Below are 21,063 nucleotides of genomic sequence, written 5' to 3' on the forward strand. Positions count from 1 at the left end.
ATAATAGAAAAGTTTTTATTTTTTAACCCTCTTAACCTTCCTCTGGAGTTATTAGTAATGGCAAAAGCCCCAATGCGTGTCGCCGTAACCGGTGCAGCCGGTCAAATCGGATATTCCATTCTATTCCGCATCGCCAATGGCGACCTATTGGGCAAGGATCAGCCCGTCATCCTCCAATTGCTCGAAATTCCAGACGAAAAAGCTCAAAAAGCGCTAACTGGCGTGATCATAGAGCTCGAAGACTGTGCGTTCCCATTGTTGGCTGGCGTTACCGCCCATTCTGATCCTTTGACCGCACTCAAAGACATTGATGTTGCCCTGTTGGTTGGTGCACGTCCACGTGGTCCTGGCATGGAACGGAAAGATTTATTATCTGCGAACGCCCAAATCTTTACTGCGCAAGGTAAAGCATTGAATGCTGTTGCGAAGAAGACTGTCAAAGTATTGGTGGTTGGTAACCCAGCAAACACCAACGCTTACATCGCCATGAAATCTGCTCCAGATATTCCTGCGAAGAACTTCACTGCAATGTTGCGCCTCGATCACAACCGCGCACTCTCCCAATTGGCAACCAAGTTGAATAAGCCAGTCGCAGGCATTGAGAAATTAGTTGTCTGGGGCAATCACAGCCCAACGATGTATCCAGACTATCGCTTTGCAACGATCGATGGCAAGTCTGTGAAAGATGAGATTAACGATGCCGCCTGGAATAAAGACGTATTTATTCCAACTGTTGGCAAACGTGGCGCTGCCATTATTGATGCACGCGGCCTTTCCTCTGCAGCGTCTGCTGCGAATGCTGCAATTGACCATATTCATGATTGGGCGCTCGGTACTAGCGGTAAATGGGTCACGATGGGCATCCCATCGAAAGGTGAATACGGCATTCCAGCGGAAGTGATTTATGGCTTCCCAGTGACTTGCGAAAACGGCGAATACAAGATGGTCGAAGGCTTGGAGATCGATGAGTTCTCTCGCGAGCGTATGACACACACCTTGAATGAGCTGCTTGAAGAGCAAGCTGGTGTGAAGCATTTGCTTCCGTAATTTTTCCTAGGAAAGCACATGAACAAATCCCTTCTATCCATTAGCCTTGTACTAGCCGCCCTTTTGGGCACCGCTACTGCGAGCGCTGATCAAGAGGTCGTTTCTTGGGCTTGTAGCGAGAGCAAGCAATTTAAAACCGCTGGCTCTTTTGAAAAGGTTCGTTTGACTTGGGAAACTAAGACATACGAATTAGTAAAACAGAATTCGTTACCTGGTAGCCTGCGTTACAAAAACGCAGATTCTGGTCACGACCTTGTTGTCTTGGGCAACAAGGCAATGCTGTTTAACATCAAGACAGGCAACCGCTTAGCGGATTTCTGCCAAACTGCAGAAATGAAATCCGGTAAGTTGCCACATTTGTTTGCGGGTGCTGAGCCTTTTGTAGCGAATTAAGCAGGTTTTTAACTGCATCAAAGAAAAGTCGAGGACTCCTCGGCTTTTTTATTGCTCTAGTGAAAAAGAGGTTGTTGTGTAGGGGTATCTTCTGGCATTTCGGCATGCACTGCCTCACCAGATCGATCGGGGAATAAAGGGGCGCCACAATCGTCACACAATTCTGGATCAAACAACATCGCGTGACGAAAAACGTCTTCCACACCCGCATCATGCAATGCATCACAAATCTTTTTGATGAGGCTTTCATCGTCGGATAAATCATTTAGCGCATCATTCGCAACGCTCTCACGATCGTAGAGTGGCCAAATCACTCCATACATCACCTCGGGTAAACCCTTGGCACTGAATGAAATGCGATATTCATCTGCCTGTTCCTCACCGAACGCACCTACCACGCAAGATAAACCTGCTGGCAAGATGCCCAGTGTGCTCTCGAGAAAATTCACTGCGGCACGGATACATAAGGGGCGAACATGTTTGACGGCCAATCGGCAATTCGTAAAATAGGTTTCTGGTAGTAAAAGCTCAAATTCACAACCAGGCAACATGGCTGCAATCGCATCGTGCATAGCGTTTTGCCAACCAATCAAACTCACTCCACGCTCTTGCCGTGCGGGCGACTCTTCTTGCCATTTAAAAATAGGCGAACCGCTCGGCGCACTCAGTGCTGCGACGATAAATCGCGGATCAGCAAGAACCGCGATCGTCTCCGACATATCGCGCAACTCTAGCTTGACGTCTTTACCAGAAATCGCAGCATTTGCTAGCGCCTCAGTAAGCACACGAGTTTGGCAATGCGAGTGTGGCATCTGATCAATACTGTAGAGCCAAGGTACGATGGCTAAGCGCGTATCTGTTGCAGCAATAGCACCGTGCAAGGCACTGGCCGTTGCCTCAATCACGTTGGCAGGCAATGGGCCTGAGGGAATCTGATACCGCGTATGCGCAACAATTGGCATCGCCAACAAAAGTACATCCCACTGTTGGCCCTCGTGTTCCATCTTGAGAGACTCGGCTAGCGTTTCAGCGATATCTGCCAACACCTCAAACGCCACAGTATTAATCCGGAAGGTTTGATCGAGCGCAGCATCAATTACATTTTGATTTTGACTTTTGAGCAAACGCATTAAGCGCACATTCAGACGCTCTTCCCAAAAACGGTCTTCAACTTGACTACCCGATGCAGCCAAGGAGATCGCATCTGCGACCAGTTTTTCGACTTCGGGAGAACTGCGTTGCGAGGGTTTGGTGCGATGCACTGCCATTACTTTTTCTCAGCTCGTCTAAAAACGGGTTTATCGGGTTTGGAGTCTGCGGCGTAATATTTGTATCCGTCCAGATTAAACCCTTTTAGGTCCGCTGGATCGGTAATCCGATTTTCAACAACGTATCTTGCCATGAGTCCACGGGCACGCTTGGCATAGAACGAAATAATTTTGTATTTGCCGTCCTTAGCATCCTGAAAGACTGGAGAAATTACAGGACAGACCAAATCTTTTGGTTGCAAAACCTTGAAATACTCTTCCGAGGCAAGGCTTAACAAAAATGGTTTCTTTTGCGCATCAAAGACTTTTTTGAGGGATTCGGTCACACGACTACCCCAAAAAGCGTATAAATCTTTTCCTCGACTACTTTTCAACGAGGTGCCCATCTCCAGTCGGTAGGGTTGCATCAAATCAAGAGGTCGCAATGCACCATAAAGACCTGACAAGATCCGCACGTGATTTTGCACAAATTCCACCGCTTTCGCACTTAAGCTCTTAACATCGAATCCATCATAGACATCGCCATCAAAGGCATAGATCGCGGGCTTACTATTTTCATCGGTAAATTTCTTAGACCAATCCCGATAACGTCCGATATTGAGTACTGCAAGCTGATCGGACAAACCCATCAACTTAGCAACATCTTGGGGCGCCAATTTCTTGAGGTCGGAGATCAACTTGGCGGACTCGGACACAAACTCGGGTAAGGTGGGCGCCTTAACCTTGACGGGGGTCTTGTAATCGAGGGATCTAGCAGGTGAAAGGACGATCAACATGGCACAATTTGCTTATGGTTTTTTTAGGTCATTTCTACCATTCTAGCGACTACTGAATTTATCTGTCTAAACAGGATTTATGACAACCTCTACCACCCCATCATTTCCGAGTCGACTGCACAGGTTGGTACAACAATTTTTACGGTGATGTCTGCGCTAGCCACCCAACATCAAGCCATTAATTTAGGACAAGGTTTTCTGGATTTTCCCTGCGATCGCCATTTGATTGCCAAAGTGAATGAAGCAATGCTGGCCGATCACAATCAATACCCCACATTGATTGGTATTCCCAGCCTACGCAATAGAATTGCTCAAAAGATTCAGAATTTGTACGGCCATCAATACGATGCCGATTCCGAAATCACGATTACTGCAGGGGGACCCAAGGAATATTAACCGCAATCTTGGCATGCGTTAGTCCTGGTGACGAAGTTGTCATCATTGAACCGGCCTATGACAGCTATAGACCGTCGATTGCGTTAGCGGGCGGCAAAGCAATTGCGGTTTCGCTAGAAACGATTCGCAATTCTAGTGGGCAAGTAAGCTCGTATGCCATTCCCTGGGGTGCCCTCCAAAAAGCCATTAATCCGAAGACGCGCTTGATCATCATCAACACACCGCACAATCCCACTGGCATGGTTTGGCAAAAAGCCGATCTTGATCGTTTGGCGAATTTAGTAAAAGAAACCAACGCTTTGATTTTGAGTGATGAGGTCTATGAGCACATGGTCTATGACGGTGAAATACAGCACCCCATAAAGACACTTAGCTTCGTTAGTGTACCGATTGATTGCGTACTCAATTTTCTCGGGGGCGTACAAGCGGAAGCGATGGTTTTGCCCAAACATGGGGTCTAAGCCACCCATCTGGAACATCAGCCACTGCAAGACCTCGTATTTACCTCGTGTAGATTTAGGTAAGAACTTGCCAGCTTTACTGGCAAGGTAGAGCAAAATAGCGCCGGATTCAAAGATGCTAATGGGTTTGCCATCCGGACTGTTGGGATCAACGAGCGCGGGGATCTTATTGTTAGGACTGATCTTCAAAAAGGTCTTCTTGAACTGATCACCAGCACCAATATCTACCGGATGTGCAATCCAGTCTTTGCTCAAACGATAGTTGCATTCTTCAAGCATGATGTGAACCTTGTGGCCATTGGGGGTGGGCAAACTGTAGACATCAATGAAATTTCCAGCAGCAGGGGATGATTTTATGGCCATAAGTTTCCCTGAATGGTTCTTTGTTGTTCTAATCTGTTAAGTGGGGATTGCCTGTAAACGCTTTAGCGCTTCTGCTAGCGTTTGTTCTTGTTTAGCAAAACAAAATCGTACAACGCCTGATTCCGTTGGCTCCTCGTAAAACGCGGAAACCGGAATCGCAGCGACACCGATATCGGTTGTCAGCCACCGACAAAAGTCCGCCTCGGATAATTTCGCCTGGGGAATATTCAAGCCAGAATAGTCCACGCATCGAAAATACGTTCCAGGCGTTGGCAATAGCGTAAAGGGCGTTCGCTCAAGACCGGCTCTAAAAAAATCCCGCTTCGCTTGATAGAAGGTCGGCAAGTTTTGGTAATGCGACGGATCTTCAAGATAGGATGCTAATCCAAACTGCATTGGCGTGTTCACAGTAAAGACATTGAATTGATGAACTTTCCGGAACTCTAACGTTAAAGCTGCCGGCGCTGCAACATAGCCCACCTTCCAGCCAGTGACATGATAGGTCTTGCCAAAATTTGATATTAGAAAACTCCGCGTCGCCAGCTCGGGATGCGATGCCACGCTATGCTGGACACGCAGTTGAAAAATAATCCATATATCTGTGGAAAAGAGTATTCGATTGCTGATATCGCTATTTATCCATGGACCCGAAATTGGAAAAACCAGGGTATTGATATCGCGGATTTTCCCAACTTCAAACGCTGGTTTGAAAAGATCGGTAAACGCCCTGCTGTCGTTCGAGGGTGTGAAGTATTAACCGCATTACGTAAGCCCTTGCATGATGACAAGGCGAGAGAGCAGTTATTTGGAGCAACGCAGTATCAACGAAGGAAATAGGATGAGCATTCAATCGGTTGGTGTAATCGGTGCAGGCACCATGGGTAATGGCATTGCACAGGTATGTGCAGTTGCTGGTTTAAATGTGGTGATGGTCGATATTAATGACGTAGCTGTGCAACGTGGTCTTGATCAAATCAGCAAAAGTTTGGATCGACTCGTCAAAAAAGAAACATTAACTACTGAAGCTAAAGATGCCGCGCTCAAGCGAGTCCTGAAGATATCGATGCCGGCATGAAGCTGGGCTGCAATCAACCGATTGGTCCTTTGGCATTAGCAGACTTAATTGGTTTAGATGCCTGTTTAGCAGTGATGGAAGTCTATTTTGAAAACTTTAGCGATTCCAAATACCGCCCCTGCCCACTCCTACGTGAAATGGTTGCCGCCGGCTACTTAGGTCGCAAGACTGGACGTGGCGTCTACACTTACGATAAATAAGGCTTGGATTCTTTAACTTGAATAACATCATCGTGAACACCAGCAACAATCCCATTCCACCGCTTGTTTTAAAACTTGGCTACGCAGGCCTCATTCCATTTATTGGCTTGGCGCTTTTAGTACGACTTGCGCCAACCCCGTTAAATTATCTAAACGCAGAATCATTGGCTGGGTATGGTGCAGTGATCACCTCGTTCATGGGTGCATTCATTGGGGCGCAAACCTTCACACCATCGGGAGGGCTCCAAGTGGCGATCGCTGGATTGACCGTAATGCTTGGATCTGGGGTGTCATTCCTGCTCTGGTTGCCTGGGTCGCGTTGCATATTTACATTCCTGTCGGACTATTGATCATGGCATCGACATTGATCATTCAACGCAATATTGATCAAAACACCTATCAATACTATTTTGCAGATGATGTCACTCGCGCAGCGTTCATGGTCATGCGCAATCGCTTGACGTATATTGCTGCCGCCTGCCTCACTTGGGCAGTGATTGTCATTCTCTTTATTCAAGCTTGAGGGTATGAGCGGTCTTTTTGACAGCACTCCACCGCCGCCACTGGCGGAAGCGCTGCGACCTAAAACTATTGATGATGTTATTGGGCAAACCCATCTTCTAGCGACTGGTAAGCCATTACAACTCGCCTTTGCGTCAGGCAAGCTCCATTCCATGATTCTCTGGGGCCCGCCGGGCGTTGGCAAAACAACCTTAGCACGCCTGTCGGCGAAAGCATTCGATCGAGAGTTCATTGCCATCTCCGCAGTACTTGCTGGCGTTAAAGAAATACGTGAAGCAATTGAGCAAGCCCAGCAGAATATGGCGCAGTACGGAAAGCAAACCATTTTATTTGTCGATGAAATTCATCGGTTTAATAAAAGCCAACAAGACGCACTGCTTCCGCATGTGGAGTCTGGCTTGTTTACCTTTATCGGCGCCACAACTGAAAACCACCTCCTTTGAAGTCAATTCAGCGTTACTGTCACGTGCCCAAGTCTACGTACTCAAGTCTTTAACTGCAGCTGAATTAAAAACCCTATTTGAGCGTGCGCATCAGTATGCAATGCCTGACGTGCAGTTTGATTCTGCTGCAATCGATACATTGATTAGCCATGCCGATGGCGATGCTCGTCGTCTATTAAACCTGGTTGAACAAGTCCGCAATGCCATTCAGACACCGAATTCCTCTGTAAACAGCGTAGATCAAACTTTTATTGACAATGCCCTTACGGTACAAGCAAGGCGCTTTGATAAAGGCGGCGATCAATTTTACGATCAAATCTCCGCATTGCATAAATCCGTTAGGGGCTCAAATCCAGATGCAGCACTCTATTGGTTTTGTCGCATGTTCGATGGTGGAGCTGATCCACGATATCTTACCCGCCGCATTATTCGCATGGCCTGGGAGGATATTGGTTTGGCGGATCCGCGCGCAATGCAATTGGCAAACGATGCTGCTTTAACGTATGAACGACTAGGCTCACCGGAGGGAAAGTTGGCCTTGGGACAAGCAGTGGTGTATTTGGCAGTCGCATCTAAAAGTAATGCAAGCTACAAAGCGTTTAATGCCGCGCGCGCTTTTGTCGCAAATGATCAATCGAAACCTGTACCCGAACACCTGCGCAATGCCCCTACCAAACTCATGAAAGAACTTGGTCACGGCAAAGAGTATCGTTACGCTCACGATGAACCCCATGGCTACGCTGCCGGTGAATCGTATTTACCCGATGGAATGACTCAGCCTCATTGGTACGAGCCGGTTGAACGTGGGTTAGAGAGCCAGATTAAAGAAAAAATGGCCTTCTTACGCCAATTGGATACCGAATACAAAACTAAATCGGACTAATCTCATGACGACCAAGATTCCTGCGACGTTTTACTCCGATATCGTCTCGCCATTTGCTTATTTATATATCAAGCAACGTCAACGGCTGGAATCAACACTTGAGATTACCCCTGTGCCGGCCCTTTTGGGTGGCTTATTGAGAACTTCAGACAATAAGGGTCCCGGTGAGATTGCTGCGAAGCGTCCGCACACCTATCAATTTTGTGTATGGCAAGCAGAAAAATTGGGAATTCCATTTCGCTTTCCAGAACACCATCCATTTATGACAGTGGCTGCTCAACGCTTACTTGTTGAACATCATGCAAACTGGAACATGGTTGAACGTGCATTTGATTATGTGTGGGTTGAAGGTAAAGACCCTAATCTATCGTAGCCTGATTTTTGCGCATATGTGGGATTGCCGGCAGATACAGCGAAACCCGATACTCCCGAGGTCAAAGCAAAACTCATCAACAACACCAATCAAGCAAAGGTTGCAGGGGCGTTCGGCGTCCCTGCCCTAGTCGTCAATGGTCACTGCTTCTGGGGAGTAGATACGATCGATTGGACGTAGGTTACCTAGCCCGACCAACCATGTTCGATGAGGCGCCTTATGCCTTCGCAGCCAATGTCCCCAATGGCTTAGCGCCCTAGACTAAATCGCGCCGAACACCGCATTGGGCAATACAATACAAAAAGAACAATAACGCTTTTTATACAAATTCTTAGGAGATTTCATGCGCAAGCTTTTCGCCAGCCTTTTTCTCATAACCGCTTTCTTTGCTAGCCAAGCGGCAGTCGCAGGCCCTAAGGTGGAATTTAAAACCACGATGGGTAATTTTGTCGTGGAGCTCGACGATGTAAAGGCCCCAAAGACCACTGCTAATTTTTTAAATTATGTCAAAAGTGGTTTTTATAACGGTACGATTTTTCATCGTGTGATTGATGGCTTCATGATTCAGGGTGGTGGATTTACTCCTGACCTCGTACAAAAACCCACTGATGTGCCCGTAGCATCAGAGGCAAATAATGATCTTAAAAACAATACGTACACCATTGCCATGGCCCGTACATCTGATCCCGATTCTGCAACCTCACAGTTTTTTATCAATGTGAAAGATAACGAGGGACTGAACTACCCTAATGCAATGGGCAATGGTTACACCGTCTTTGGCAAAGTGATTTCGGGCACGCAAACCATTGATGCCATCCGTAAAGTGCCAACAATGGTTGCTCCCGCTGCACGCATGGGCAGAATGGCTGATGTACCCACCAAGACTGTTGTCATTGAATCAGCAACAATCCTCAAGTAACAAAATACTGTAGTGTCTGGTCGCCATGATTTTGCTCGATGATGCGCAAAGTACGGCGGCCAATTGTTGCAATCGATCGAAGTGGCTCTAGTTCAATACTGGCAGGTGATGCCTTCGGATAATGATGCAACTGATCGTGAAGCCATCGAAGTCTGCTTGCAGGCAATCACTCAATCTCTTCAGAATGGTCAATATATTGTTGCCGCTTTTGCGTATGAAGTTGGGAAAACCATTCACAAGCTTCCTCGCAAAATACCGACAGGAAACAGTCCCCACTCATCGAAGCATGGGCTTTTGATGGCTTTCAAAAACTCGCTAAAGAAGATGTAGACCAATATATTCTGAATGCGTTAAACGCACTTGATAAAACCCAAACCATCGCGGGCGTCGTGGATGTACGGGAGTCCATCAGTGAAACGCAATTTTGTGACGATATCGCGCAGATTCAGGAATACATCCGCGCAGGCGACACCTATCAAATTAACCATACCTATAGGATCACTGGGGAAACCTATGGCGATCCTTTAGCGCTTTACAAACGGCTACGAGAGCGGCAACCAGGACGGTTTGGCGCATACATCGCCCACCAGTCTCGATACCTCTTATCGCAACTGCCCGAACTCTTCATTGAGTGCAAAGGCGACATTCTCAAAGCGATGCCCATGAAAGGGACTGCCAGCGCCCTCTCCGAGAATAAGAGTGCGCTATCGGATGATCCAAAAAATCAGGCAGAAAATGTCATAATTGTGGATTTATTGCGCAATGATCTCAGTCGCATATCACTTCCAAATACAGTTTCCGTACCTAATTTATTTGCCATGGCACGGTATGGCGATGTCTTACAAATGACATCAACTGTACAGGGACAGGCAAAGCCTAATATCGCGTTGGGCGATGTTTTGCATGCCGTCTTTCCATGTGGGTCTGTCACGGGCACGCCGAAGAAACGCAGCATGGAAATTATTCAAGAGCTTGAACCAGAGAATCGAGGCTATTACTGTGGCGCTTTGGGATGGCTTGACCCTGGGGGCGATTTTGCTTTTAGCGTCCCAATTCGTACGGTGGAGATTGAACGAGACAATCTATCCCGCAAAAATACCTTCAGTCTGGGTGTTGGCGCCGGTATTACGATCGACTCCGATCCCAAAGAGGAGTGGCATGAATGTGAAATCAAATCCGCCTTTTTAACGAAACTCATTAGTGCCACCGGATTATTTGAGACGATTGCTATCAATCAGAATGTGCCTCAACGATTACAGCAACACTTGGATCGTCTGGAGTCCTCTGCCACTGCTCTACGAATCGCTTTTGATCGAAAACATGCAAGCACTCTAATTGTGAATGCCTGTTCTGAGCTCAATTCCGCCCTGAACTTTCGACTACGACTCGATCTTCTAGCAGATGGAGCAATGAATATCACCACGGGGCTACTTGACCTATTGAGCAATCCGTCAAACTATTTTGGGCAAGCGACATTCTTCCTAGCAACTGCACAATGTATTCGGGAGACCCCTTATTACGACATAAAGTGAGTCAGCGCGCCCTATGCGATGCCGCATGGCAAGCGGCGGTCAAGCTCGGAAGCTTTGATGCACTATTTGTGAACGAGCAAGGTTACGTTACGGAAGGTGACAGAACTAGCATTTTTATTAAATCCAAAGGGAATGCTGAATGGCTTACTCCACCGGTCTCAGCCGGATTACTGCCCGGGGTAATGCGTGCCGCACTTCTAGCAGACCCGCAATAGAATGCCCGTGCGGCCAACCTGACTATTCAGGATATTTCCATGGCAGATGAGATTATTCTATGCAATGCCTTGCGAGGCGCCATTAAAGCCCATTTCTAGAAAGAAATCATGAAGTATTGCTCACACTGCGCTGCTACTTTAATCATCAAGAGACCGGCGGACGATTCACGTGAGCGTTTTGTTTGTGAAAACTGTGGCAGCATTCATTATCAAAATCCCCGCAATGTCGTCGGTAGCATTCCAATTTATGGCGATCAAGTATTGTTGTGTCGTCGCGCCATCGAACCACGTTATGGCTATTGGACATTACCAGCGGACTTTATGGAATTAGGTGAAAGTACGAGTCATGGCGCCGCTAGAGAAACACTCGAAAAAGCGGGTGCAGTGGTTGAAGTGGGACCACTCTATTCCCTACTGAATATGCCCCATGCCGAGCAAACGCATTTGTTTTATCTAGCCAAGATGCACGCCCCAGAATTCTTTGCTGGCGAAGAAAGTCTTGAAGTTGCACTTTTCATGAGCAGGAGATTCCCTGGAAGGAATTGGCCTTTCCGACCGCCAAACAAACGCTGGAATGGTTTTTTGCAGATCGCGCAGCTGGCGTTCTGAATGGAGAATTTTATGTCCGCAGTCGCGATGTCTTACCCTCTGAACGCATTTGATAGCTTCTCATGAGTCAAATTGCTTGGTTAGGACCAAACGATTCCTTTCCCAATCCTCTGCAAAAACCCGACCCCGATCCTAACGTCCCTGGATTGATAGCTGTCAGCGAACGAATTTATCCCGGTCAATTGTTGCAAGCGTACCAACGCGGTATTTTTCCATGGTACTCCGATAATCAGCCTGTTTTATGGTGGTCCCCAGACCCCCGAATGGTTTTGCAACCCCAACACTTTAAATGCAGTGAGTCATTACAAAAAGTCATACGGCAGTTTTGCCAAGACTCGCAAAGTCAATTGCTAGTCGACACAGACTTTGGTGCCGTGATTCGCGCGTGCGCAACCAGCATTCGCAAAGATCAAGACGGCACTTGGATCACCCACGAAATTATCGATGCGTACACCACCTTTCATGAACAAGGCCATGCCCATTGCATCGCCCTTCAAGAACAAGGTGAACTGATTGGCGGTTTATATTGCGTTGCCTTAGGGGGTATGGTCTTTGGTGAATCAATGTTTAGCCGTAAACCCAACGCCTCTAAAATAGCTTTAGCAGCCTTGAGCGCATGGTGCATTGAGCATGGGATGGCGATGATTGACTGCCAGCAGGAAACAGCTCACCTGCGCTCTCTAGGCGCTGTGCCCATTTCTAGAGCTCAGTTTTTAGATCAACTGCAAATCTCGCTAAATCAATCTAATATTGAGTTACCTTGGACTTTTGATAAGCAGATCCTGACTCACTGGCTATGACTCGGCTCAAAGAACCTCCCTTAACCGCCATACAGTTTTACGCAACTGCACCCTACCCATGCAGTTCTCAAGTAGCCACACCATCGCACCTCATTCATGCTGATGTCTATAACGAGTTACTGAATGCGGGTTTTCGTCGGAGAGGTCTGTATACCTATCGCCCGTATTGCGATCACTGCAAAGTGTGTATCGCTACTCGGATTTTGGTTGACCAATTTCATCCAACCCGCAGTCAACGTCGCGCCTGGAAAAAACACAGTGGTCTCGAGGCATTTGTTCTGAATCTCGGATACCAAGAAGAGCACCACCAACTCTATCAACGCTATCAAACACAACGGCATGCTGGTGGCGATATGGACAACGATGACCAAGATCAGTACATGCAATTTTTATTGCGAAGCCGGGTGAACTCCCGCATTGTTGAGTTTCGGGATGGGGCCCACGATCCGCATCCAGGACGGCTACGCATGGTCAGCATGATTGACATTCTGGAGCAAGGCATCTCCTCGGTATATACCTTCTATGACAGCTTGGATTCCACCGCAAGCTTTGGTAACTACAGCATTCTGTGGCAAATCGAGCAAGCGCGGGCTCTCAAACTTTCGTATTTCTATTTGGGCTACTACATTAAAGAGAGTGAAAAAATGTCGTACAAGGTGAATTTTCAGCCCATGGAAGGATTGCTTGACGATCATTGGCAACCATTGACTGGTTCATAATAGCTATCCATGATCGATCGCTATTCCCTCTTACGCCCCTGGCTCTTTTGCTTAGATCCCGAACAAGCGCATAACCTGACGCTCACGAACTTAGATCGAGCACGGCGCTGGGGATTTCTCAACAAGTTGGTTAGCAAACCGATTTCGGATCCGCAAACTCTGTGCGGCATCACCTTCCCCAATCCTGTTGGACTGGCAGCGGGCCTTGATAAAGATGGTAAGCATATTGATGCGCTGGCTGCGCTGGGTTTTGGTTTTCTAGAAATTGGCACCGTCACACCACGCCCTCAGCCAGGTAACGCAAAGCCTCGTATGTTTCGCCTGCCGCAAGCCCAAGCAATCATTAACCGTATGGGCTTTAATAATGATGGTGTAAAGGCCTGTGTAGCCCGCGTTCGTCGGTCAGGATTTTGGCAAAACGGTGGTGTTCTTGGTTTAAATATCGGCAAAAACGCGACCACACCGATTGATGATGCAGCCAGTGATTACGTCATGGCCATGGATGCGGTCTATGACATCGCTACCTACATCACGGTTAACATCTCCTCCCCCAATACACAAAATCTCCGGGTCCTTCAAGGTGAAGATATGCTCCGTGATTTACTGCGTCAATTAGGTGATGCGCGAAATCGTTTAAGCGATCGCTTTGGAACGCGTAAGCCACTCTTTTTAAAGATTGCTCCCGACTTAGGTCAAGACGATGTTCATTTGATTGCCGATCTCCTGCTGGAGTTTGGTATTGATGCCGTGATTGCTACAAACACCACGATCGCACGCGATGCTGTTCAAGGCATGGAATATGGCGAGGAAACAGGCGGACTCTCTGGTGCGCCCGTTCGCGCTGCATCCAATAAAGCCATTAGGGCTTTAAAAGCAAGACTAAAAGATCAACTTCCCATTATTGGTGTGGGCGGCATCATGAGTAGCGCTGACACTAGAGAAAAGATCATGGCGGGTGCAAGCCTAGTTCAACTCTATAGTGGACTGATTTATCGCGGCCCAGATCTTGTTAATGAGTGTGCCAAGGCGCTTAGACAGCCCATCCCAACGAAGAACCCTGAGCTCACTCGCCCTTGGTGACGCCTGAGGGTTGCCCTAATTCCAAGCATATTGTCGGCGGTTCTATAAATGACGTTTCATAATATGCAATACATCCTGAAATCGCTACAATATCGCCTATGAGCACGGCCAAAACAGTCAAAACCACCAAAAATACTGGGGAAGTCGCCAAGACTGCCATCCAGGTGGTCGACCGTATGATGAATTTGCTCGATACCCTTGCCATACACGAAGAGTCGAGCAGCCTCAAGGCACTCGCTGAAGAAACGGGTCTCCACCCTTCTACGGCTCACCGCATCCTCAATGGAATATGGTCCCTGCCGACTGGTTGAGCGTGGCGATGGTGGCCCTATAGACTGGGTTTAAAACTATTGGAGTTAGGCAATCTTGTGAGAAAGCCCGCTTATCGGTTCGTGAAGCCGCTCAAGGTCCAATGCGCACCCTGCACAAGTTAACCGGTGAGACGGTTAATCTCTCAGTACGCCAAGGCGATGAAATTGTGTACATCGATCGCGCCTATAGCGAGCGTTCAGGCATGCAAGTGGTCCGCGCTATTGGAGGTCGCGCACCATTACATCTAACTTCCGTTGGAAAACTATTTCTGGCAAGCGACGATGCAAATCAGGTTCGCGCCCATGTGACTCGCACTGGCCTTTCTGGCCATACACGCAACAGCATTACCGATTTAGCCAAACTCGAATCTGAACTGAAATCTGAACTGAATCATGTACGCAGAGTGGGGTAGCGCGCGAGACGATGAAGAGCTGGAGCTTGGCGTGAGTTGCTTGGCTGCATCCATCTTGGATGACACCGGCAAATTGGTAGCCGGCTTATCGCTTAGCGCCCCTACTGACCGTATTCAGGCAGATTGGTTGCGCTCCTTGCAAGACACTGCCCTTCAAATCTCCAAGAGCATGGGTTACAAACCTAAGTGAACCAGGCACCTCGGCCTAGAACCCAACCAGCGTTTTACCATCTACATTAAGCGACGAATCGGTTGCGCTCCTTGCAAGACACTGCCCTTCAAATCTCCAAGAGCATGGGTTACAAACCTAAGTGAACCAGGCACCTCGGCCTAGAACCCAACCAGCGTTTTACCATCTACATTAAGCGACGAATCGGTTGCGCTCCCGATGGCATGCGCTCGTACCAATCGCGAACTCGCACTACATCAGCAAAACGCGACTGCGTTCCAACCGAGCCCAAGAATACAAGCAAAAGTGGCGTATTGTTCACACGCGCTTGCATTACTAAACACTTGCCTGCCGCATTAATAAAGCCGGTTTTTTGCAGACCAATATCCATATCGCCTGAGCGCACCAATCGATTGGTGTTCAAGAATTTTTGTGGGCGCTTTGCAATGACCATTGTGAGATCTGGCCAAGTGGAATACTCACGAATCAATTTATATTGGTAAGCGGCATTGAGCATACGCGTTAAATCTTCGGCTGTAGCTACGTTATCGCTGAGCAAGCCAGTAGGATCAACAAAACGAGAATGGCCCATACCCAACTCTTTGGCCTTGCGATTCATGGCATCCACAAATGCAGGAATTCCGCCTGGGTAGTTTCGGCCTAAGGTATAGGCAGCACGGTTCTCAGAGGACATCAGCGCTAAGAGCAACGCTTCCTGACGCGTCAATACCGTCCCGCCAGCCAGGCGTGAGGTGCGATAAATGTGCACATCGTCTGCATTGATCACAAGGGTTTCATCAAGCGGTAGTTTGGAATCGAGCACAACCATTGCTGTCATAAGTTTTGTAATGGATGCAATTGGCAAACTCACACCAGGATTTTTCTCAAAATACACTTCTTTTGTATCTTGGTTGACCACCATCGCCACGCTCGACTTTAAATTGAGGTCATCATGCTGACCACGCAGCCCGAGTGCGGTAGCTAATGATGGTGGTGCAGCGACGACTGGCTCATTAGAGCGCGTTACGGTAATGCGAACGATTTTGGGTTTTTTGGGAGATTTAACAACTACTTTAGTGGTTTTGCTCGACTTGTCTTTGCTAGCGGCCAATGCTGGCGCCAAATGAAGTGATGCACCCGCAAACACAGTCGCAACAACTAGCAGCCAAATACGCTTCAAACCCATCCCCTGATGACCTTCATAAACATTCAACATACGAGATGATAATTAATTTCCAATCGGGAGAGGCATTTTTACGCCCCAACTTGGGTTGGAGCCCCTACTCAGCAATCGTGGCGACCGTATCAGTCTGGCGGGCATTGACTAAAACGACCCCGTCATCGTCAAGCAAAGACCTAAGGCCATCATCAGGGTAAATGGCTCATCAAATAAGAGCCAGGCCATCAGTGCCGTAGTTGGGGGTGTTAGATATAATAGGCTTGTCACTTTTGTTGACGCCCCTTTGCGGATCATCATGAACAACAAACTGATTGACCCAATGGATAGCGGAAAGATTGCCCATAAAAGTGCTGTGATAACCGACGCATTCCAAACCATGACGCCCGATTCGAAGAAATGCATACAGATAAAAACAATATTGCTGAAACACCAAACTGAATCGATGACCCTGCTCGCAGATCAAAGACTGGGCAGAATTTCTTTTGGTACAACGTGCCAAAGGTAATGGATAGCAACGCAATAAATGCCAACACATAACTTGCCACAGGAATATGCACAAAACCAATCTTCTCGGCAACGACCAAGGCAACGCCCGCAAAACCAAAACACAGTCCAATCCACTGGCGTGGGGTTGCCTTCTCTGAAATCCATGCTGCAAACCAAGCCGTCAAAATAGGTTGTAGGCCCACAATGATGGCCACTAGACCTGCAGTCATTCCGAGGCGCACCGCAAACCAAACCCCTAATAAGTAGCCGAATTGCAGCAACATACCAGCCACTGCAATCAAAGCCACCTTTGGGGGTATTTCCGCCATAGCGGCAATCACACCAGCAAAGCGACAAAAGAGAAAGGTAGCTGGCTCAAACGTAGGGCATCGCCAAACGCACGATAACGAACCCCGTACCGTACTCCAAATCAAGACAAAGATGGGTGCAATCGCCCTTTCTAGGCTGAGCTTCATGAATATAGGGGGATAAATAAATCGTGTTTTAGTGAAGCGTTGATTTTAGGGCTTTTTAAAGGGGATCTCTCAATCAACGCCCTATTGCCCTGTTGATTCAAATCAAAAAGGATGGGGCAAACACGGGTGTAGATGATGCATTGTAATATTTCAGCAATATAATTTAGAAATCATTCTTGACCATTGTAGTCAGCAAGATCATAGTAAATATAGCGAACCCAAAGAAAGGGATTGGGATGAACTTAACGCCAGAACAAATCGCGGCCGCGCAAAAAGCCAATTTAGAGACCTTAAGCGGGTTTAACCAGTCAAGCACTCCAAAGCATTGAGCGCTTAGTGGTACTCAATTTAGCGATTGCCAAACAAAGTTTGAGCGATAGCGTTAATAACGCCAAGAAAGCATTAGAAGTGAAAGATATTCAGCAACTTCTCGCCCATCAAGCGGAAACTGTTCAACCCATTGCTGAGAAAATTATTTCCTATAGTCGTCATTTATATGAACTGGCTCATGAAACACAAGATAGCTTTACCAAATCTGCTGAGAAAGAATTTGCGGATGGTCAACAGAAGATGAATGTGCTCGTCGAAGAGTGGACTAAGCATGCTCCTCCAGGATCAGATGCCGCTGTTCAAGCACTTAAACAAGCAATTGCTTCTGCGAACAACGTTTATGAAACCAGTCAAAAAGCTGTCAAGCATGCTGTTGAGATTGCACAAACCAATATCAGCACTGCAGCAGATGCTGTTGTCAAAACTGCTGGCGCTGCAAGCAAAGCCTCCAAGAAAAAATAATCGCATTTTGCCTGCAATGCAAAAGCCCCGATCTCTCGGGGCTTTTTATTTGGCGTCCAGAAAGATTTAAGACTTTTTCTTGACCGGTGGTAAATCCGTGCAATGGCCATGCGCTGCTTCAGCAGCCAAGCCAACAGATTCGCCAAGGGTTGGATGAGGATGAATGGTTTTACCAATATCCACTGCGTCAGCGCCCATCTCAATTGCTAGACAAACCTCACCAATTAAATCGCCGGCATGGGTGCCCACAATGCCCCCACCAATAATGCGACGCGTCTTAGCATCGAAGATGAGTTTGGTGAAGCCTTCATCGCGACCATTAGCAATCGCTCGACCGCTGGCCGCCCAGGGAAATAAGCCCTTCTCATACGCGATACCCCGCGCCTTACATTGCTCCTCAGTCAGTCCTGCCCAGGCAACCTCCGGAGCGGTATACGCAACTGAGGGAATCTGTTTCACATCAAAGTACGACTTCTCACCCGCAACAGCCTCAGCAGCGACATGACCTTCATGTACCGCTTTATGCGCCAACATAGGTTGACCGACTAAGTCGCCAATCGCGAAGATATTGGGAATATTAGTACGCATTTGTTTGTCTACAGCAATAAAGCCGCGCTCATCCACGAGAACGCCTGCTTTATCAGCATCGATTTTCTTGCCGTTAGGTGTGCGCCCCACAGCAACTAACACAAGGTCATAGGTTTGTGGCTCAGCAGGCGCATTCTCACCTTCAAAGGTCACTTGAACACCATCAGGCTTGACCTCCGCTTTGGCAGCACGTGTCTTGAGCATGATTTTTTCAAAGCGACCGGCATTGAATTTCTCCCAGACTTTTTCTAAATCACGATCCGCGCCTGCCATTAGGCCATCCACCATCTCGGCGATATCAATCCGTGACCCCAAAGTGCTGTAGACCGTAGCTATTTCAAGACCAATAATGCCGCCACCAATTACTAACATCCGCTTGGGAATGCTCTTAAGCAACAAAGCACCAGTGCTATCCACGATACGGGGATCCTCTGGCAAGAAAGATAATTTCACTGGCTGACTGCCGGCCGCAATAATGGCTTTCTGAAAACGCACCACTTCTTTTTGACCGGTGAGATCTTGACCATCGCCGCTCGTTAGCTGCACTTCAACATGGTTAGCATCCAAGAAACGTCCGAGCCCGCGTACAACTTTGACTTTACGAGCTTTTGCCATGCCCGCTAAGCCACCAGTCAATTTAGAAATGACGGATTCTTTATAGGCTCGCAACTGATCAATTTCAATTTTGGGCGCACCAAAAGTAATGCCATGCTTAGCCATCGTTTTTACTTCATCCATGACAGCAGCGGTATGCAACAAAGCTTTTGATGGAATACAACCAACATTCAAACACACACCACCCAAGGTAGCGTAACGCTCAACCAATATGATGCTCATTCCTAAATCGGCGCTACGGAAAGCTGCGCTATAACCGCCAGGACCAGCACCCAATACCAACGTCTCGCATTCATGATCCACCTGGCCGTTGTACTGTCCCGCTTTTGGCGCCTGAGTAGGGGCTGGCGTGTTAACAATAGGAGCTGGAGTCGCGGCTGGCTTCGCTGCGGGGGCAGCTGCGCTAGCTTCTATTTCCGCAATTACAGAACCTTTACTGACTTTATCGCCTAACTTCACAGATAGGCTGGTAATGGTTCCAGCAGCATCTGCCGGAACTTCCATTGTTGCTTTATCAGACTCAAGCACCAAGAGGGGCTGCTCTTTTTCAATAACATCGCCTACTTTTACTAGCACCTCGATTACAGGCACGTCTGCGTAGTCACCAATATCTGGCACTAAGATAGTTTGCATCGCCATAAATCTATCTACCTTCCTTACAGGGTGGCACGACGGAAGTCGGCTAAGAGTTGAGCAATATAAACATTAAAGCGTGTCGCTAATGCCCCATCAATTACGCGATGATCAGCAGATAACAATAGTGGGCAAATCAAGCGTGGCACAAATTGTTTACCGTCCCACACTGGCTTCATGGCAGCTTTACTAACTCCCAAAATAGCAACTTCAGGCGCGTTCACAATGGGTGAGAAGTACGTACCGCCGATACCGCCCAGAGAGGAAATGGTGAAGCTCGCGCCCTGCATTTGATCAGGTTTTAATTTGCCATCACGCGCCAACGCAGCCAATTCAGAAGTTTCCTTGGCCAATTCAAAAATACCCTTCTTGTCAGCATCTTTAATGACTGGCACAATAAGACCTGTGGGCGTATCTGCAGCAAATCCAATATTGAAATACTTCTTCAGGATTAAATCGTCACCATCGAGCGAGCTATTAAACTCCGGATATTTTTTCAATGCCGCAACTGCTGCTTTCATTAAGAATGCGAGCATCGTAATCTTGACGCCCTTCTTCTCGTTCTCTTTGTTGATGAGTACACGGAATGCCTCTAAATCGGTGATGTCCGCATCCTCGTGATAAGTCACCGCAGGAATCATCACCCAATTGCGACCAAGATTGGCTGCAGTAAGTTTCTTGATGCGGTTTAGCGGTTGACGCTCGATCTCACCAAACTTCGTGAAATCTACTTTTGGCCAAGGAATGAGGTTTAGTCCACCGAGACTACCGCCACTAGGCGCAGCTGCAGGGCTACCCGCACCACTACTCATTGCCGCCTTCACAAAAGCTTGCACGTCTTCTTGAGTAATGCGGCCTTTTGGTCCAGAGCCTTTTACTTGGGCAATCGTGACACCTAATTCGCGAGCGAACTTACGAACCGATGGACTAGCGTGACTAAAGGCAACATCCACTTGGGGCGCAGGATTACTTAACGGGGGAAGCGCAGGTGCTCTTGGAATTGGAGGTTCAACAGCTTTTGCAGCAGCAGCACTTGGCGCTGGAGCGCTAGCAGCTGGTGCAGCAGAAGTAGACGCCCCTTCCAAGATAACCACTACAGAACCCTCGGAAAGCGTATCGCCAGCTTTCACTTTGACTTCCTTGACAACACCAGCATGGGAAGAAGGCACATCCATTGTGGCTTTATCCGATTCCAATACAACAATGGATTGCTCTTTCTCAACAGCATCACCAACTTTGACGAGCACCTCTATCACAGGAACGTCTTTGTAGTCACCAATGTCCGGTACTTTAATTTCAATAATTTGACTCATGAATTGTTCTCAC

Annotated in this window: 18 protein-coding genes and 10 pseudogenes; 19 read left to right on the forward strand and 9 right to left on the reverse strand. The window is 47.7% G+C overall.

From position 1 onward, the window contains the following. Positions 1-57 precede the first annotated feature (57 nt). Complete coding sequence (locus tag BQ1619_RS04580) at positions 58-1,047, forward strand: malate dehydrogenase (protein ID WP_114662509.1); 990 nt, start codon at positions 58-60, stop codon at positions 1,045-1,047. Between the two features lie 18 nt (positions 1,048-1,065). Continuing rightward, positions 1,066-1,440, forward strand: a complete 375-nt coding sequence (locus BQ1619_RS04585; RefSeq protein ID WP_114662511.1) for a hypothetical protein — start codon at positions 1,066-1,068, stop codon at positions 1,438-1,440. Between the two features lie 56 nt (positions 1,441-1,496). On the opposite strand, the gene BQ1619_RS04590 is transcribed toward BQ1619_RS04585, so the two are convergent. Both BQ1619_RS04590 and yaaA read right to left on the reverse strand, forming a co-directional pair. Next, on the reverse strand, positions 1,497-2,708 hold the full coding sequence (locus BQ1619_RS04590) for a DUF2863 family protein (protein WP_114662513.1): 1,212 nt from the start codon (positions 2,706-2,708) through the stop codon (positions 1,497-1,499). Then, positions 2,708-3,484, reverse strand: coding sequence for a peroxide stress protein YaaA (gene yaaA / locus BQ1619_RS04595; RefSeq protein WP_114662515.1), 777 nt, complete (start codon positions 3,482-3,484; stop codon positions 2,708-2,710). Before yaaA ends, BQ1619_RS04590 begins: the two co-directional genes overlap by 1 nt. A gap of 79 nt (positions 3,485-3,563) precedes the next feature. On the opposite strand from yaaA, the pseudogene BQ1619_RS04600 reads away from it, so the two are divergent. Continuing rightward, a pseudogene (locus BQ1619_RS04600) lies at positions 3,564-4,224 on the forward strand (aminotransferase class I/II-fold pyridoxal phosphate-dependent enzyme); the annotation flags it as partial. Between the two features lie 6 nt (positions 4,225-4,230). On the opposite strand, the pseudogene BQ1619_RS04605 reads toward BQ1619_RS04600, so the two are convergent. Both BQ1619_RS04605 and BQ1619_RS04610 read right to left on the reverse strand, forming a co-directional pair. Further along, positions 4,231-4,704: pseudogene (locus BQ1619_RS04605) on the reverse strand (glutathione S-transferase N-terminal domain-containing protein); the annotation flags it as partial. 36 nt (positions 4,705-4,740) lie between these two features. Next, positions 4,741-5,379: pseudogene (locus tag BQ1619_RS04610) on the reverse strand (aminotransferase class I/II-fold pyridoxal phosphate-dependent enzyme); the annotation flags it as partial. On the opposite strand from BQ1619_RS04610, the pseudogene BQ1619_RS04615 reads away from it, so the two are divergent. The 15 genes and pseudogenes from BQ1619_RS04615 to BQ1619_RS04680 form a co-directional block, all read left to right on the forward strand. Further along, a pseudogene (locus BQ1619_RS04615) lies at positions 5,305-5,541 on the forward strand (glutathione binding-like protein); the annotation flags it as partial. The pseudogenes BQ1619_RS04610 and BQ1619_RS04615 overlap by 75 nt on opposite strands. 1 nt (position 5,542) lies before the next feature. Next, a pseudogene (locus BQ1619_RS04620) lies at positions 5,543-5,979 on the forward strand (3-hydroxyacyl-CoA dehydrogenase family protein). A 17-nt stretch (positions 5,980-5,996) separates the two neighbouring features. Next, on the forward strand, positions 5,997-6,329 hold the full coding sequence (locus BQ1619_RS04625) for a DUF3429 domain-containing protein (RefSeq protein ID WP_162784596.1): 333 nt from the start codon (positions 5,997-5,999) through the stop codon (positions 6,327-6,329). A 2-nt stretch (positions 6,330-6,331) separates the two neighbouring features. Beyond that, positions 6,332-6,502, forward strand: coding sequence for a hypothetical protein (locus BQ1619_RS08660; protein ID WP_162784597.1), 171 nt, complete (start codon positions 6,332-6,334; stop codon positions 6,500-6,502). A gap of 4 nt (positions 6,503-6,506) precedes the next feature. Further along, a pseudogene (locus BQ1619_RS04630) lies at positions 6,507-7,827 on the forward strand (replication-associated recombination protein A). 4 nt (positions 7,828-7,831) lie between these two features. Continuing rightward, positions 7,832-8,380: pseudogene (locus BQ1619_RS09135) on the forward strand (DsbA family protein). A gap of 163 nt (positions 8,381-8,543) precedes the next feature. Next, entirely contained in the window at positions 8,544-9,119 is a 576-nt protein-coding gene (locus BQ1619_RS04640; protein WP_114662521.1) for a peptidylprolyl isomerase, read from the forward strand. A 63-nt stretch (positions 9,120-9,182) separates the two neighbouring features. Then, the gene (locus tag BQ1619_RS04645) at positions 9,183-9,449 is read left to right on the forward strand and encodes a hypothetical protein (protein ID WP_114662523.1); all 267 of its coding nucleotides are present in this window, start codon (positions 9,183-9,185) and stop codon (positions 9,447-9,449) included. A gap of 59 nt (positions 9,450-9,508) precedes the next feature. Then, the gene (locus BQ1619_RS04650; protein ID WP_162784598.1) at positions 9,509-10,651 is read left to right on the forward strand and encodes a bifunctional chorismate-binding protein/class IV aminotransferase; all 1,143 of its coding nucleotides are present in this window, start codon (positions 9,509-9,511) and stop codon (positions 10,649-10,651) included. Then, a complete protein-coding gene (locus BQ1619_RS10275) occupies positions 10,648-10,866 on the forward strand; it encodes an aminotransferase class IV (RefSeq protein ID WP_162784599.1) in 219 nt (72 codons plus the stop codon). Before BQ1619_RS04650 ends, BQ1619_RS10275 begins: the two co-directional genes overlap by 4 nt. Before the next feature lie 108 nt (positions 10,867-10,974). Continuing rightward, a pseudogene (locus tag BQ1619_RS04660) lies at positions 10,975-11,528 on the forward strand (NUDIX hydrolase). A 9-nt stretch (positions 11,529-11,537) separates the two neighbouring features. Beyond that, on the forward strand, positions 11,538-12,275 hold the full coding sequence (gene aat, locus BQ1619_RS04665) for a leucyl/phenylalanyl-tRNA--protein transferase (protein WP_114662529.1): 738 nt from the start codon (positions 11,538-11,540) through the stop codon (positions 12,273-12,275). Next, positions 12,272-12,994, forward strand: a complete 723-nt coding sequence (locus BQ1619_RS04670; RefSeq protein ID WP_114662531.1) for an arginyltransferase — start codon at positions 12,272-12,274, stop codon at positions 12,992-12,994. The genes aat and BQ1619_RS04670 overlap by 4 nt, the downstream gene beginning before the upstream one ends. 9 nt (positions 12,995-13,003) lie before the next feature. Then, positions 13,004-14,074, forward strand: a complete 1,071-nt coding sequence (locus tag BQ1619_RS04675; RefSeq protein WP_114662533.1) for a quinone-dependent dihydroorotate dehydrogenase — start codon at positions 13,004-13,006, stop codon at positions 14,072-14,074. Positions 14,075-14,172: 98 nt separating this feature from the next. After that, positions 14,173-14,988 (forward strand): annotated as a pseudogene (locus BQ1619_RS04680) (IclR family transcriptional regulator). 166 nt (positions 14,989-15,154) lie between these two features. Here BQ1619_RS04680 and BQ1619_RS04685 read toward each other — a convergent pair. From BQ1619_RS04685 to BQ1619_RS04690, 3 genes are all read right to left on the reverse strand, one after another. Further along, positions 15,155-16,183, reverse strand: coding sequence for a serine hydrolase (locus tag BQ1619_RS04685; RefSeq protein ID WP_231968501.1), 1,029 nt, complete (start codon positions 16,181-16,183; stop codon positions 15,155-15,157). Positions 16,184-16,291: 108 nt separating this feature from the next. Next, on the reverse strand, positions 16,292-16,549 hold the full coding sequence (locus BQ1619_RS09765) for a DMT family transporter (protein WP_331851892.1): 258 nt from the start codon (positions 16,547-16,549) through the stop codon (positions 16,292-16,294). Next, positions 16,441-17,109 carry a DMT family transporter gene (locus BQ1619_RS04690; protein ID WP_231968503.1) on the reverse strand — a complete coding sequence of 223 codons (669 nt, stop codon included), beginning with the start codon at positions 17,107-17,109 and terminating at the stop codon, positions 16,441-16,443. Before BQ1619_RS04690 ends, BQ1619_RS09765 begins: the two co-directional genes overlap by 109 nt. Before the next feature lie 236 nt (positions 17,110-17,345). Here BQ1619_RS04690 and BQ1619_RS04695 point away from each other — a divergent pair. Further along, positions 17,346-17,901, forward strand: a pseudogene (locus BQ1619_RS04695) (phasin family protein). 66 nt (positions 17,902-17,967) lie between these two features. Here BQ1619_RS04695 and lpdA read toward each other — a convergent pair. Both lpdA and aceF read right to left on the reverse strand, forming a co-directional pair. After that, the gene (gene lpdA, locus BQ1619_RS04700) at positions 17,968-19,743 is read right to left on the reverse strand and encodes a dihydrolipoyl dehydrogenase (RefSeq protein WP_114662535.1); all 1,776 of its coding nucleotides are present in this window, start codon (positions 19,741-19,743) and stop codon (positions 17,968-17,970) included. Positions 19,744-19,760: 17 nt separating this feature from the next. After that, positions 19,761-21,050 (reverse strand): dihydrolipoyllysine-residue acetyltransferase, encoded by a 1,290-nt coding sequence (gene aceF, locus BQ1619_RS04705; RefSeq protein WP_114662537.1) that lies wholly within the window; start codon positions 21,048-21,050, stop codon positions 19,761-19,763. Positions 21,051-21,063: the final 13 nt, after the last annotated feature.

This window comes from Polynucleobacter necessarius, assembly GCF_900095195.1.
Lineage (GTDB): Bacteria > Pseudomonadota > Gammaproteobacteria > Burkholderiales > Burkholderiaceae > Polynucleobacter > Polynucleobacter necessarius_G.